Source organism: Flavobacterium sp. N2550 (genome assembly GCF_025947265.1).
GTDB classification, from domain to species: Bacteria; Bacteroidota; Bacteroidia; order Flavobacteriales; family Flavobacteriaceae; genus Flavobacterium; species Flavobacterium endophyticum.
Window position 1 is genome coordinate 1,323,592 of sequence record NZ_CP110007.1, and the last position, 14,908, is coordinate 1,338,499.

10 protein-coding genes are annotated in these 14,908 nt (G+C 36.8%); 5 read left to right on the forward strand and 5 right to left on the reverse strand.

Going from position 1 to position 14,908, the window contains the following annotated elements:
* Positions 1-2: 2 nt before the first annotated feature.
* The 4 genes from OLM56_RS05710 to surE all read right to left on the reverse strand — a co-directional run bounded on the left by OLM56_RS05710 (position 3) and on the right by surE (position 4,955).
* Positions 3-2,033, reverse strand: a complete 2,031-nt coding sequence (locus OLM56_RS05710) for a ComEC/Rec2 family competence protein (protein WP_264528633.1) — start codon at positions 2,031-2,033, stop codon at positions 3-5.
* Between the two features lie 36 nt (positions 2,034-2,069).
* Positions 2,070-2,735, reverse strand: a complete 666-nt coding sequence (locus tag OLM56_RS05715; protein ID WP_264528634.1) for a C40 family peptidase — start codon at positions 2,733-2,735, stop codon at positions 2,070-2,072.
* Between the two features lie 293 nt (positions 2,736-3,028).
* Positions 3,029-4,144, reverse strand: coding sequence for a lipid-A-disaccharide synthase (gene lpxB / locus OLM56_RS05720; protein WP_121376074.1), 1,116 nt, complete (start codon positions 4,142-4,144; stop codon positions 3,029-3,031).
* A gap of 28 nt (positions 4,145-4,172) precedes the next feature.
* Entirely contained in the window at positions 4,173-4,955 is a 783-nt protein-coding gene (surE, locus tag OLM56_RS05725; RefSeq protein WP_264528635.1) for a 5'/3'-nucleotidase SurE, read from the reverse strand.
* Positions 4,956-5,228: 273 nt separating this feature from the next.
* Between surE and OLM56_RS05730 the strand changes: the two genes are divergently transcribed.
* From OLM56_RS05730 to OLM56_RS05750, 5 genes are all read left to right on the forward strand, one after another.
* A complete protein-coding gene (locus OLM56_RS05730; protein ID WP_264528636.1) occupies positions 5,229-7,469 on the forward strand; it encodes a carboxy terminal-processing peptidase in 2,241 nt (746 codons plus the stop codon).
* 19 nt (positions 7,470-7,488) lie between these two features.
* Positions 7,489-8,595: an ABC transporter permease gene (locus OLM56_RS05735; protein WP_264528637.1), complete on the forward strand. Its 1,107-nt coding sequence runs from the start codon at positions 7,489-7,491 to the stop codon at positions 8,593-8,595.
* 90 nt (positions 8,596-8,685) lie between these two features.
* Positions 8,686-11,325, forward strand: coding sequence for a gliding motility-associated C-terminal domain-containing protein (locus OLM56_RS05740; protein WP_264528638.1), 2,640 nt, complete (start codon positions 8,686-8,688; stop codon positions 11,323-11,325).
* Positions 11,326-11,350: 25 nt separating this feature from the next.
* Positions 11,351-12,286, forward strand: a complete 936-nt coding sequence (locus OLM56_RS05745; protein ID WP_264528639.1) for a type IX secretion system membrane protein PorP/SprF — start codon at positions 11,351-11,353, stop codon at positions 12,284-12,286.
* Between the two features lie 10 nt (positions 12,287-12,296).
* Positions 12,297-14,333 (forward strand): OmpA family protein, encoded by a 2,037-nt coding sequence (locus tag OLM56_RS05750; RefSeq protein WP_264528640.1) that lies wholly within the window; start codon positions 12,297-12,299, stop codon positions 14,331-14,333.
* A 35-nt stretch (positions 14,334-14,368) separates the two neighbouring features.
* Here OLM56_RS05750 and OLM56_RS05755 read toward each other — a convergent pair whose 3' ends face one another.
* On the reverse strand, positions 14,369-14,887 hold the full coding sequence (locus tag OLM56_RS05755; RefSeq protein WP_264528641.1) for a hypothetical protein: 519 nt from the start codon (positions 14,885-14,887) through the stop codon (positions 14,369-14,371).
* Between the last annotated feature and the right edge of the window lie 21 nt (positions 14,888-14,908).

Here is a 14,908-nt window from a genome sequence, read left to right on the forward strand (position 1 = left end):
ATCTATTTAGATAAGCTATAGAATCCCTTTTCAACAGTTGAGTGAAAAGGGATTTTTTCTTTTTCACAAGTTGCTTTCCATCTCTGTGTATCCGTTCTGTAGTTTGAAGCATCTGCCACAATCATTTTTGGCCTAGATTCCTGAAGGATTCTTTCAAGGTTTATTTTGGGCGATTGTGTCATGATTACGATATCAGGATCTAAGCCTTTTGGAAAAAATCCAAGACTGTCGACAATTAAAATCCTGTTTTTATTAAAATAGGCTAGATTTTGTATTCTTTCTGTTTTGCTGATATGACTGAAATTCCCAACTAGATAAGGTCTGATAATAAAATTTAGATTCGCTTCGGATAAATTGTTGTTCGTATAAACAACAATATTCTCTCCATTTCTTTCTGCAAGAATTGTATTCTTTTTTGAATTAAATACAATTAATTCTTCTTGACTTTGGTTGAAGTACTTATTTCCAAAATAAGCCAGCTGTAATAAAATTAAACTGCTTAGAGCAAAAGATAATCTCTGAAAATTAGGTTGTTTTACCCAAAGCACAAAGGCCAATATAAGCACATAACAAGCCACTAACATTTGCCAGCTAAAAGAAATATCTTGGAATATAAAAGATTCAAAAGAGGCTACCCAATTGATGATTTTGTTTAATAGTGAGATGCTCCATTCTAAACTCTTAGCAATAAAACTCGGAACAATATCAAAAAAAGCCCATACAAGTACAAAAACGCCCAAGGCCAGAATAAAGCCGAGCAACGGAAGTACCAATAAATTCGTTATGAAGAACAATCCCGGGAATTGATGGAAATAGTATGTGCTTAATGGAAAAGTTCCGATCTGCGCTGCGAATGAAACCGTCAGGATGTCCCAGAAATATTTCAAAATCCAAGTTTTAGGTAGCCACACAGAAGCGAACAAAGGTTGCATCCATACGATAAAAAATAAGGCGCAATAGCTAAGCTGGAAGCCAATGTCGAAAATAAAGGAAGGCTCAAAGAGCAGAATAAACAACATCGACACAATTAATGTATGGAAGATGTTTGTTTTTCTCCGAGCATATTTTCCGACAGCGACAAAACTGAACATTACTACGGAACGTGTAACAGAAGGAGAAAACCCAGCGATTATCGCGAAAGCCCACAAAAAGGATAGAAGTATTGCAATTTTTATAAAATTACCCCATCTGGTTTTTGGCAATCCGCCCAAAAGAAATCCGATGAAAATCATGATGCAGCCTACATGGAGTCCGGAAACGGATAAAATGTGCACAGCACCTGCAAGCTGGTAATCTTTCAGCAATTCAGGAGAAATGTCCTGTTGCTGTCCTAAGATCAAGGCTATGACAACATTGAGTTCTTCATTTTTAAATCCTGAACCTTTAAGGTTTTTGATGATAGTGTTTCGAAATTCAGAGGCATAATACCAAATGTTTTCATCAATTTTTTGGCTTACCTTGATTTCTGAAATATTCGCATATAGCTGTCCATAAATTGATTTGTTGGCTAGATATTTCCTATAATCAAATTGGTTTGGATTGCTTGGCGCTCGGGGTTCCGATATAGTGCCGTATATATAAAGTCTGGAACCAATAGTAAAATCTTGTTTTAGCCCTTCTTTACTTATGCTCAACAAGATTTTTCCTTTGGCATTAGAAGTATCTATAGAACAAACCTTAGCAATATAACGTTCATTAGAAGCATTGCTTCTTAATTTCTCATGAAGGACAACTTCTACATAATGGTTGTACTCGTCAATTTTGTGGCTATAGTGATTTTTGGAAAATCGTTCGTTGTGAATAGCTTGTGTTGAGATGCCTATGCTGAAAAATACCACATAAGCCGCTATTCCAAAATAGATTTTTTGCAAGAAATCTTTCTTGGAGAAATAATAGGCTATTCCAAAAATAATCAAGGAAGTGCCACAAAATAGTAAAGAAAATTTTGGGCTTGGTTCAATATAAAATGCGGCGAGTACTCCTAGAATAAACCAAATGGCAATTCTAGCTAACGGGAATTTCAGTATTTTCATAAAAACGAAAATACGAAAAATTAACAAAAAATGTAATTATTGTTGAATAATTCTGTTAACCTGAGCAAATGTTCTTTTGTAGTACGGCTCATTTGTTGAAGAAACAACAACGCCTTTGCTGGTAGAAGAATGGATGAACTTTATCTCATCGCCTATTTTTTCAATTACAACTCCAACATGATTGATTACTCTTCTTCCATTAGTTCGGAAGAAAATTAGATCACCCTTTTTGATGTCGTTGGTATCAACTTTTTCACCAACCAAAGCCATGTCATGTGAGCTTCTAGGTAGTTTTATGTCAAAAAGATTAAAAACGGCAGTAACCATTCCTGAACAATCCATTCCAGCAGTTGTAGTACCGCCTCCGCGATATCTCACGCCTAGGAAATTCATGGCATTGTTGATTAGTTGTAAGGAAATATAGCTTTCAGTAGGTGTCGAAACAACAAGATCCGGATCTTCTTGTTCAACAATTACAGATTTTTTATTTTTAAGAGGTTTTGTGTTTTTTGAAACTTTTGCCTTTTCGGCAACTACCGGTGCTGGTTTTTCGGCAACGATAGTGTTTTTCTTTTCTGCAGGCTTTTCGTAAACTCCTTTTTTAAGAGCTTCCTTTTTAGTGGTAATAATTTGCGAGTGGCCTAACGTCGATACTAATAAGAGTAGCGGTAAGAACAGAAATAAGATTTTTTTTGCAGACATATTTTATTTTTTATTTTTCAGCAAAAACAAAGACTTAGGGGCGTATTTGCTTTAGATTTATTAATAAAATTCCGTAGAATTACTTGTTTTTCAAATGCTATAGTTTTAAATATAAACGAACAGATGACATGATTATTATATAACAGATTCCAAATATAATGTAAATTCTCTTAAATGGACAAAAATCTTATCAAGAAATTGTTAGTAACTATTTTATTGAAAGAATTTATGACTTTAAATTAATCCTCAATTAGTTGATTTTTAGCTTATTATTTTCGTGTGTTAAGTAAGTGTTATTTTTTAAGCTTATCAACAATCAATTGAGCTGTTTTCTCGCTGGCTCCAATGCCTCCCAGCTTTTTTTCTAAAATTTCATAGTCTTGGAGAAGCTTCTCTCTTTGGCTGGTTTCTAAGATTTTATGCAATTCCTTTTTAATCCTTTTTGGATTGCAGTCGTTCTGAATTAATTCGGTAACAACTTCTTTGTCCATTATCAAATTGACCAGCGATATGTATTTTAATGTGATGATTCGTTTGGCTATCTGGTAAGAAATCCAATTTCCTTTATAACAAACTACTTCAGGAACTTTAAATAAAGCTGTTTCTAAAGTGGCAGTTCCAGAAGTCACAAGAGCCGCAGAAGAAATACTTAGCAGATCGTAAGTTCTGTTCGAAATAAAATGTACGTTCTTGTTCTTTAAAAATTGCTCGTAAAAAGAATATTCTTGGCTTGGAGCACCTGCAATTACAAACTGATACGCTGGAAAATCTTTAGCTACAGCAAGCATTTCCGATAGCATTTTAGCAATTTCTTGTTTTCGGCTGCCCGGCAAAAGTGCAATTATCGGTTTTTCATCTAAGCTAAACTCTTTTCTGAATGATTCTTCATCCACATGTTTTCTGTTGTGGATGGCATCAATCAGCGGATGGCCTACAAATGCTACAGGGAAATTATGTTTCTTCTCGTAAAAATCTTTTTCAAAAGGAAGAATGACATACATGAAATCAACATCTCGCTTTATTGCTTTGATACGATTTTCTTTCCAGGCCCAGATTTGAGGAGAGATATAATAGTGAGTCGGGATTCCGATTTCTTTTGCCCATTTGGCAATTCGCATATTGAATCCGGGATAATCAATAAAAATGATAGCGTCAGGCTTAAATTCAGAAATATCGGCTTTGCAACGTTTTATGTTGTTCAGAATTGTCTTTAAGTTCATAACAACTTCTGCAAATCCCATAAAGGCTAAATCACGATAGTGTTTTACTAAGGTTCCGCCCGCTTGCTGCATGAGATCGCCTCCCCAAAAACGAATTTCAGCTTGTGGGTCTTTTTTAAAAATGGCTTTCATCAAATTAGAACCGTGAAGGTCGCCTGATGCTTCTCCTGCAATAATGTAGTATTTCATATCTTGAACAATTTAAAACTGAACTGAATCAATTTTTGTCGTTTAATTTCCATGTGTTTAATGTCTGTATGGCATGGTGGGCTGTCAGGTCAAATTGTACAGGTACTAAAGAAATATAGCCGTGTTTTAAGGCCCATTCGTCGGTATCTTCGCCATTGTCTTGATTGATGAATTTTCCTGTCAGCCAGTAGTAATCACGCCCCATCGGAGAAGTTCTTTTGTCAAATTTTTCTGCCCACATCGCTTTTGCTTGCCTGCAGACTTTTATTCCTTTTATTTCTTTTTCCTGCAATTTCGGGAAATTTACATTTAGGATGACACCTTCTGGAAGACCGTTTTCTAAAACTTCTAAGGCAATCTTCTTGATGAACTTTTTGGTAGGCTCGAAATCAGCATTCCAGTCATAATCGAGTAGCGAAAAACCAATAGCAGGAATTCCTTCAATTCCAGCTTCAACAGCGGCGCTCATGGTTCCAGAATAAATTACGTTGATAGAAGAATTAGAGCCGTGGTTTATGCCCGAAACGCAAAGGTCTGGCTTTCTTTTCAAGACTTCATTCACAGCAAATTTTACGCAGTCTACCGGAGTTCCGGAACACGAATATTCAATATCGACATCATTTCCGACAGTTATTTTATTGAGATACAAAGTATTGTTGATGGTGATGGCATGGCCTGTAGCGGATTGCGGGCTATCAGGAGCAACCACAACCACTTCGCCAATTTCTTTCATTACGCTGATCAAGGTACGGATTCCTGGAGCAGAAATTCCATCGTCGTTGGTAACTAAAATTAAAGGTTTCTTTTCCATTTTAAAGTTTTTTCCTGATTGTTTGTCTTGAAAATAAAGACTTTATTGTTTTTTATGATGTAAAATTCGGACATGAAAATGACCTTCGCCGATTACAAAAATAACCTTTTTTAAAGTTTCTCAATGTTACAAAATTATATAACTTTGAAACTTGTAGAAATAGCCCTTCTGCAATGATTTAGACTTTTGACCCATCCAAATCATCTTTAACAAAAAATTATGCGGTTTAAAAAATCGTGGCATAATTTTTTCAGTAATTTAGAACAAAATTTGATGAATGCTATAATGGAGTTTATGAAAAGAAATTATAAGATATTATTGGTTGTAGTTGCACTTTCTGCAGCCTTATGGAGTTTCGTTCCAAGAGAAGTAAAAAATGACCCTGAAAAAGACAAGCTGCTTCTGGAGCTTTTGACATTTGTTATTGAGCGCGGCCATTATGACCCCGCAAAAATTGATGATACTTTTTCAAAAGGAGTTTACAAAGATTATTTGGAAGCAATTGATCCTTCAAAAAGATTTTTCCTTCAGTCGGATATTGACGAGTTCTCAAAATATGAGACAAAACTTGACGACCAGATTTTAGGTAGAGATTTATCGTTTTTTGACTTGACGTATAATCGTCTGCTTCAAAGAATCGACGAAAGCAAAAAATATTATAAAGATATTTTATCAAAACCTTTTGATTATAAAAAGGATGAGACTTTCAATACCGATTACGAAGAACATTCTTATGCAAAGAATTCTAGTGAGTTGAGAGAAAGATGGTACAAGCAGATCAAGCTTTCTACTTTGTCTTCTCTTACGAATAAGCTAGAAATTCAAGAAGGTAAAAAAGCTTCTGACACTGACGAATTTTCAGATTTGACAGAAAAAGAAAAAGCGGATAAAGAGAAAAAACAAAAAGAAGAAAAGAAGGAAATCGAGAAAAAACCTTTCGATGTTCTCGAAAAAGAAACCAGAGAAAGCCAGCTGAAATCATTAGATGAATATTTCGGGTTTATCAAAGACTTGGATAGAGACGATTGGTTTTCGGTTTATATCAATTCGATTGCTACACGATTTGACCCGCATACTTCCTATTTCGCCCCAGACGACAAAGAGCGTTTTGACGTTAGCATGAGCGGAAAATTAGAAGGTATTGGGGCGCGTCTTCAAAAGAAAAATGATTTTACTGAAATTACAGAACTGATTTCTGGCGGACCGGCTTGGAGAGGAAAACAATTAGAGCCTGGAGATGTAGTCTTGAAAGTGGGACAAGGAGACAAAGAGCCTGTAGATGTGGTAGGAATGAGAATTGATGATGTCGTTAAAAAAATTAAAGGACCAAAAGGAACTGAAGTTAGGCTTACGATAAAGAAAACAGACGGAACGATTAAGATAATTTCTATCATTAGAGATGAAGTAGAAATTGAAGAAACATATGCAAAATCAAGCGTTGTAGAAAAAGACGGAAAGAAATACGGAATTATCTATCTGCCAAAATTCTATATCGATTTTGAAAACGAAGATAGCCGCGATGCTGGAAAAGATATCGCCCTTGAAGTCGAAAGACTAAAACAAGCTGGAGTACAAGGAATTGTGATGGATGTCCGCGATAATGGTGGAGGTTCTTTAAAAACAGTTGTTGACATTGCAGGATTGTTTATCGACCAAGGACCGATTGTACAAATCAAATCTGCAGGCAAGAAAAAAGAAATCCTATACGATAAAGATCCTAAAATTCAATGGGATGGTCCATTGGTAGTGATGGTAAATAGTTTCTCGGCTTCGGCTTCAGAAATATTAGCAGCAGCAATTCAAGATTATAAAAGAGGAGTCATTATTGGAAGCACACAGACTTACGGTAAAGGAACGGTACAAAACGTTATCGATTTGAATCAGTTTGTTCGTAGCAATTCTATGGGCGACTTAGGAGCTTTAAAAACTACGACGCAAAAATTCTATAGAATCAACGGAGGTTCAACCCAATTGAATGGCGTTTCAAGTGATGTTGCTTTGCCAGACCGTTATTCATATATCAAAATGGGCGAACGCGATATTGACAATGCGATGCCTTGGGATAAAATTGATGCGGCTGACTATAAAGTTTGGAACAAACAAAGCAATTTTGATTTGGCTGTAGAAAACAGCAAGAGAAGAATGGAACAAAGCGACCAATTCAAGCTGATTGAAGAAAACGCAAGATGGATCAAAGAAAGACAAGAAGAGAAAAATTTCAGCCTGAATATTGATAAATTCAAGCAAGAACAAGCCTCTCTTGAAGAAAAAGCTAAAAAATACAAAGCCATAACAGATTATAAAAACAGCTTGAAATTCACTTCATTGCCTTACGAAAATGAAATGATCAAGAATGATAATCTGCTAAAGGAAAAAAGAGATCGTTGGCACGAAAGCCTTTCCAAAGATGTTTATGTAGAAGAAGCATTAAATGTTCTTGACGATTTGCAACCAAAAACAGCGATTAAAGGAACTGTAAATGTTAAAAAGAAAGATAAATTAGTGAAGTCGTAATTGGCTCAAGGATATTTTAATGAGTAAATCCACACAATCATTATCAAGAATAGCGCTCCAGAAGTTCAAAAAGAATTTCTGGGGCGTTTTCAGTTTTGGATTTATTCTATTGCTGATGCTCTTTTCGATATTTGCTTATGTCTTGGCACCTGATAATTCCGAAAATGCCAATTGGGGCGACCTGACAATCCGCTCAAAAAAACCTGGCTTTGAAGTCAAGATGCTTTCCATTCCCCTAAAAGAAAAGATACAGTCTGGTTTTTGGGATTATTTTTTCGGACACGAACAAAAATTTTCAAAAGAACCAATTTCTAGCTTTATCATAGAAAAGGATAAGATTGTTTATACGCTGTATAACGACGATCCAAAAGTCATCATACAAAAAGAAACGACCTTGAAAGATTTTCCAGGATATACTAATCTAGAAGACGTCTCAAAGGAATATATAAAAACCCAAAAATTTTACTTGGGAACCGACAAAGCCGGAAGGGATTACCTAAGCCGTATGCTTGTAGGATCAAGAGTTTCAATTTCTATCGGATTCGTAGCCGTATTCATCTCACTTGTTGTCGGCCTATTTTTTGGCGCCATTGGCGGGTATTATGGAGGAAAAGTAGACGCGTTTGTCATGTGGTTGGTCAATATCATATGGTCAATTCCCACATTATTGCTTGTCATAGCAATTACTTTAAGTTTAGGGAAAGGCTTCTGGCAGGTTTTTGTAGCCGTTGGCCTTACGATGTGGGTAGAAGTAGCCAGAGTTGTCCGAGGCCAGATTATCTCTGTAAAAGAGATGCAATATGTTACTGCGGCAAAAGCATTAGGTTATAATAATTTGAGAATAATAGTACATCATATTCTTCCAAATATCATGGCGCCGGTTATTGTTATTTCTGCGGCTAATTTTGCTTCGGCGATCCTAGTAGAAAGCGGACTCAGCTTTTTAGGACTTGGCGCACAACCTCCTGTTCCAAGTTGGGGAGGAATGATAAAAGATTATTATGGCGATATCATTTTAGACAAGCCTTATTTAGCCATGGTTCCAGGAACCGCTATAATGTTGCTTACATTAGCTTTTATGATGATGGGAAATGCACTTCGAGATGCGCTAGATGTTAAGAATTGATTACCATGGCTGCATTTTAACGTTTTTTTAATGTTATTTGGGTCTAGTGAAAAAAAATAATATATTTTTACTACACCTAAACTTAACAATATGAACCTGAAAAATAGTTGCCTTCCCCTAAAGGCTAGATTTTTTCGACTCCTGCTTTTTCTTTTTTTCTTTTTTTCCTATAATTCTATTAATGCCCAATGTGCCGGAGAAGATGCTTCTATAACGATTTGCAATATTCCAGATACGTCCACTCAAAGTATTAATCTTTTTAATCTTCTTGGCGGTACTCCTACAGCAGGTGGTACTTGGACTGATATTCAGCAATCAGGAGGATTGAATACTTCGACAGGAATTCTTAACGTTTGGGGCGTTAATGAAAGTGACACCTATGTTTTTATATATACAGTAAACGACGCTTCTTGCGCTGATAATGTCGCTACAGTTACAGTGACTATCGGAGGCTATGCGGGAGTTGACAATCCAAATGCTTCTGCTTGTGATGATAACAGCAGCGTAAACTTATTTCAATTCTTAGGGAATTTTCCCAATCCGCAATTAAATGGCTTTTGGACCGATAACAGCGGAAGCGGTGCCTTAAGAAACCATCTTCTAGATGCAACGGTTTCCGGATTAGGAACTTTTTCTTTTACCTATACGATGCCAGCTATCGGATCCTGCCCTGCCGTTTCAGCAACAGTTGACGTAACGGTACATCCAGCTCCAGAGCCTGGTGAAACATCTGATTTGATTCTGTGTGATTCTGATGATATGTCTCCTTATACGAATCTCAATCTGTTGGATTATATTTTCGGACAAGATCCAGGTGGGAAATGGTCTGAATCAGGAACATCTGAATTATCTGGCCCGCAAGATACTTTTATCAATGTCCAAAATATCTATAATACCTTTGGACCGGGAGAATACGGATTTACTTATACAGTACAGCCTTCACATCCGGTCTGCAATCCCAAATCTTCAACGGTAAGAATAATCATAGAAGAGCAGCTAGATTTTACAGGCTCGACATTAGTAGTTGCATCAGATATCTGCGAAGATGAGATAGGAAGAGCAACTTTTGTGGCAACGCTAACACAAGGCGCAGAAGACATACCTGACGGAAGTTACAATCTGCAGTACCAAATTACCGGTCCGATTCCTTCAGGAAATACGATATTGGTACGATTTATTGATGGTGTTGTGACATTTCCAATTCCGGCTATCTCCTTTCCGCTTGTAGGCGCCTATACTGTCAGTATCGTAAATATCCATGAAACTACAGGTTATAATGCCTGTGACCATATCATAGGGGACATTTCAGATATTTTGAATGTATATCCATTGCCTAAAATTAATGCAGGCACTTTGACGATAGACAATGCATGCGAAGATTCCGATGTCGAAGTACAGCTTTCAGGAAATACAAACTTAGCAGATGGAACTTATCGCATTACATATAACCTAAACGGAAGCAATTCGGCTACAGGACAACAAGTCATCATGACGGTCGTTGGAGGAATAGGCACTTTTATTATTCCGTCTAACCTGCTTCCAGCCCAAGGCAACACTACAATTATCATAACTCATATTATAAATCTTCAGACGCTTTGTGAAAATACAGCTTCTTTATCTCAAGGGTTTTTGATATTGCCAAAACCAGACGTTGCAAATGTCGGAGTTGTCATTAATGATGTTTGCGAAAATCAGCCTATCATTGCTACTCTTTCTGGATTTGTAAACCTGTCCAGCGTTCAAATAACCTATTCTTTAAGCGGAGCCAATACGGCTACAGGAACTGCGGTATTTTCTGTGGTAGGCGGAACTGGAAGCTTTACCATACCAAGTAACTTGCTTTTGAATACGGGAACGACAACTTTTACAGTTTCTGAAATAATCAACACCGAAACGACGTGTGGCGTTTCAAATCTGTCTATTACCGACAGCTTTGTGATCTACAAGCTTCCAGAAACTCCAACTACAAGCAATAGGGAATTCTGTATCAATGAAAATGCTACAGTAGCAAGCCTTGTTCCTAACGGACCACAGTATGCTTGGTATGCAGAAAACGGAACATCACCATTGAGCAGTACGACTGTTTTGACATCAGGAAATTATTATGTTGCTGTAATTTCTTCTTTTGGATGTGTTTCCCAGAAAGCGCTGGCCGTAGTTACAATAAACGATATTTCAGCACCAACATTAGATGCAGGAGGAGAAAATTTCTGCGGATTGGATTCCCCAGCACCGACTCTTTCTGATTTGGCCTCCAATGTAAACGGCTCAGGAACGATACTTTGGTTTGATGCGTTGCAGAACGGCAACCAGCTTCCAAATTCGCAAGTATTACAAGACGGAATGACTTATTATGGATTTGATTCTTCAACAGCTTCAGGCTGTGTTTCAGAAAATGCCTTGGCTGTCACAGTTTCATTATCAGATTGCGATGGAGAAGAATACGAATTGATGATTCCCGATGGTTTTTCGCCTAATGGAGATGGAACAAACGACACGTTTAATATTCCGAATATCGAATTTTTGTTTCCAAATTTCACATTAGAAATCTACAACCGTTACGGCAATGTTATGTATAAGGGAAATCGAGATACCCCCGATTGGGATGGAAGAAGTAGTCAGTCAGCAATAATTGATGGCGTTGCTCCAAATGGAGTCTATTTCTATATTGTTAATTTCAATAAGGATAATAAGCCTCCACAACAAGGACGACTTTATTTAAATCGATAATATACTCATCAATAATCTGAACCAGATGAAAAAAATACTACTTCTTATATTTCTTATAAGCTTTTTAAATAAAGTAGCAGCACAGCAAGATCCGCAGTATACTCATTATATGTACAATATGAGTGTGGTGAATCCTGCGTATGCGACTGCAACGCCCGAAGTCCTAAATTTAGGAGGACTATACAGAACGCAGTGGGTCGGAGCAGTCGGAGCGCCAAAAACATTTACCTTTTTTGCCCATGCTCCCGCCAGCAAGAATGTCGAATTGGGTCTTTCCTTTATTTCTGACGATATTGGTGATGGCGCTAAAAAAGAAAACAACATCTTTGGCGATTTTGCTTATGTACTGCAGTTGAATGACAAGCACAGACTTTCGCTTGGACTAAAAGCCGGAGTAACTATCTTCGAGACTAATTTTAATGGTTTTGTGCTGGAAAGCGGCTCAAATAGCACAGATCCTGCCTTCGATCAAAATATCAATAGTGTTTTTCCAAACCTAGGCGCGGGAGCTTTTTATTTTACAGATAAATATTATATAGGCTTGTCTGCACCAAATCTTTTAGCAACCAAACACCTGGAAGAAAAACAGGGAATCAATAGGTTCGGTTCCGAAAATGTTCATGTTTTCTTTACGGGAGGCTATGTTTTTCAGATAAATCCAGATTTGAAATTAAAGCCGTCATTTATGGCAAAAGGCGTAAAAGGTGCTCCGGGAGTTGTTGATGTTTCAGCGAATGTCTTATTGTACGACAAATTCGAATTCGGACTTTCCTATCGACTGGATGATGCTGTCAGCGGCTTGTTTAATATCAACGTCACGCCAAGCCTTAGGGTCGGCTATGCTTACGATTACACCGTAACCAATTTAGGAGATTTCAATTCAGGAACCCATGAAGTGTTTTTGCTGTTTGATATCAACTTTATGAAAAAAGGCTATGACAAATCCCCAAGATTCTTCTAAAATGCAACGTATGAAAAGACTATTACATATACTCGCTGTCATTCTCTGCATTCAGAATAGCAATGCACAGTCGCAAGATTTGAAACGAGCAAACGCGTATTTCGAAAGAACTTTCTATAGCGAGGCCATTCCGCTATATGAAAATATAATCAAAGACGAGCGCACTTATGATATTGTCAAGAATCTGGCAGACTCTTATTATTATACCAACGACCTCAAAAATGCCGAAAAATGGTATCGTTTTCTGCTTAAGAATCATGAAAAAATGATCGACGAAGAGTTTTATTTTAGATATGTCCATGCCTTAAAAGCGGTTGGAAATTATGATGAAGCAAATGCTCTTTCAAGAAGCAGGGATGCTGAGGTTGCAGAATTTGACAAGCAAGTTGCCGTTTTAGAAAATATTGCGGCATTAGGAAATCGATTCGAAATCAAAAATTTGGCAATTAATACTCAATATTCTGATTTTGGAGCCATAAAAAGAGGAACAGACTTAATTTATGCTTCCCCTAAAAAGGACAGCAAAGTATACAAATGGAATAACGAAAATTATCTGGATTTGTTTAGCATTCCGATTGAGAGTCTCAAAAAAGGCGATTCCATTGCGATTGATTTTTCCAGTCCAGTAAATACGAAAATGCATGAATCAAATGCTGTTTTTACAAAAGATGGCAAAAAGATGTATTTCACCAGAAATAACTTCAACAACGGAAAAAAAGGCAAGGACAAGAAAAAAGTTTCACACCTTCAGATTTTCAGTGCTGATTTTGAAAATGGCGAGTGGAAAAATATAAAAGCATTGCCTTTCAACAGCGATGATTTTTCTACAGAACACCCTGCCTTGAGCCCGGATGAGAAGACACTTTATTTTGCTTCTGATATGCCTGGAAGCTTAGGTTCTTTCGATATTTTTTCTGTAGCTATTAACGAAGGAAGTTTTGGTACGCCGAAAAATCTCGGGCCAAATATAAACACGAAACATAAAGAACAGTTTCCGTTTGTTGCGAAAGATGGAAAACTTTACTTTTCATCTAACGGACATTTGGGTTTTGGATCTTTAGACGTATTTGTATCGGAAAGCAAAAATGGCGAATTTTCAAAGGCAATAAATATTGGACTTCCAGTCAATTCTGGGTATGATGATTTTGCCTTTACCATTGACCCCGAAACAAAAGAAGGCTATTTTTCTTCAAATAGGCTAGAAGGAAAGGGTAATGACGATATTTACCAATTTAATGAAACCAAGCCATTGATAATTGAAGACTGCAAGCAGCTCATTTCGGGAATCATCACGGATGAAATTACAAAGCTTCCATTGGCAGAGGCCTTAGTTATCATGCAGGATTCAAATAAAAAAGAAGTTGAAAGAAGAAGTACTGCTGCAGACGGAAAATTTGTCTTTGAAGCGGCTTGTGAAACCAGCTATACGATTCTGGCTTCTAAAGAAAAATACACCGCTAATTTTAGAAGCCTAAAGCTATTAAAAGAGAGGAATAAAAATAATGATGCCTCAATGCCTTTAAAATCATTGGCTGTTATCAAACAAGAACAAGAAGATGCAGTGCAACAGCTGAAAAAAGAGGAAGAAGCTAAAAAAGTAAAGGAAAAACAAATAGCTGAAACTGAAAAAAAGAAACGAGTTGAAAAGCTTTTAGCAGACGAAAAAGATGTGGTAAGAGACAAAGACAGATTGCTGATCAAAACAGAACCTATCTATTTTGATTACGATTTATGGTATATCCGTAAAGAATCAAAACCGATTTTGAACAAGGTAATCGGCCTTATGAAAAAATATCCGGACATGGTGGTTGAAATTGGCTCTCATACAGATGTCCGTGGCAATAACAAATACAATCTCGATTTATCCGATAAAAGAGCGGCGTCAACCAGAGAATATTTTATTGAGCAAGGAATTCCTGCGAGCAGGATATCTTCTCGCGGTTATGGTGAAACCGTACAAATTGTAAAATGTGTGCCAGAAGAATCGTGCAGTGAAGAACAACATGAGTTGAACCGCCGAAGTGAGTTTGTCATTAAAAATATATAGTATAAAAAAAACCGCCAATTGGCGGTTTTTGTTTTTTAGGATCTCACCTTAATTAAGTTGCTTTCCTCGTTTTGAACTTTTAATTCAAGTTCCTGTATTTTGACTTCCTGTTTGCTAATCTTGATATTTTCTTCTTGAATTTCAATAGCTGTGAGTTTGCCTTTGGCTTTCTTTTTATTGAGTTTTGCTTTATTCTTTTCTAAGGATTTTTTCTCATCCGCTAGTCTTGATTTGGCTTTAGAAACACTTTTTTCTGCAGAAAGAATTTTGCTTTGTCTTTTTTCAAATGCTTTCTTCTCACTGTCCATTTCCTTTTGAGCCTTTTCGAGCTTGCGTTGCTCTTTTTTGAATTCTGCTGCTTTTTTCTCGGCATCTTTAAGAGCTTTTTTTTCGACTTTAGCTTTTTCTTCCAACAATTTCTGTGTTTGTACTGATTGTACGGAAATGATGGATATGGAATCGTTTGCTAGCGTGGAAACTTCTTTGTTTTGTTGTGCGGATACTGCATTAATCCCTGCGAAAAAAATTGAGGTTAAAATAATTTTGGCTTTCATAATTAATTGTAATTTAGTTAT

Coding starts and splice junctions, on each gene's coding strand:
- OLM56_RS05710 (WP_264528633.1), bottom strand. CDS start 2,033: ATGAAAATACTGAAATTCCCGTTAGCTAGAATTGCCATTTGGTTTATT.
- OLM56_RS05715 (WP_264528634.1), bottom strand. CDS start 2,735: ATGTCTGCAAAAAAAATCTTATTTCTGTTCTTACCGCTACTCTTATTA.
- lpxB (WP_121376074.1), bottom strand. CDS start 4,144: ATGAAATACTACATTATTGCAGGAGAAGCATCAGGCGACCTTCACGGT.
- surE (WP_264528635.1), bottom strand. CDS start 4,955: ATGGAAAAGAAACCTTTAATTTTAGTTACCAACGACGATGGAATTTCT.
- OLM56_RS05730 (WP_264528636.1), top strand. CDS start 5,229: ATGAATGCTATAATGGAGTTTATGAAAAGAAATTATAAGATATTATTG.
- OLM56_RS05735 (WP_264528637.1), top strand. CDS start 7,489: ATGAGTAAATCCACACAATCATTATCAAGAATAGCGCTCCAGAAGTTC.
- OLM56_RS05740 (WP_264528638.1), top strand. CDS start 8,686: ATGAACCTGAAAAATAGTTGCCTTCCCCTAAAGGCTAGATTTTTTCGA.
- OLM56_RS05745 (WP_264528639.1), top strand. CDS start 11,351: ATGAAAAAAATACTACTTCTTATATTTCTTATAAGCTTTTTAAATAAA.
- OLM56_RS05750 (WP_264528640.1), top strand. CDS start 12,297: ATGAAAAGACTATTACATATACTCGCTGTCATTCTCTGCATTCAGAAT.
- OLM56_RS05755 (WP_264528641.1), bottom strand. CDS start 14,887: ATGAAAGCCAAAATTATTTTAACCTCAATTTTTTTCGCAGGGATTAAT.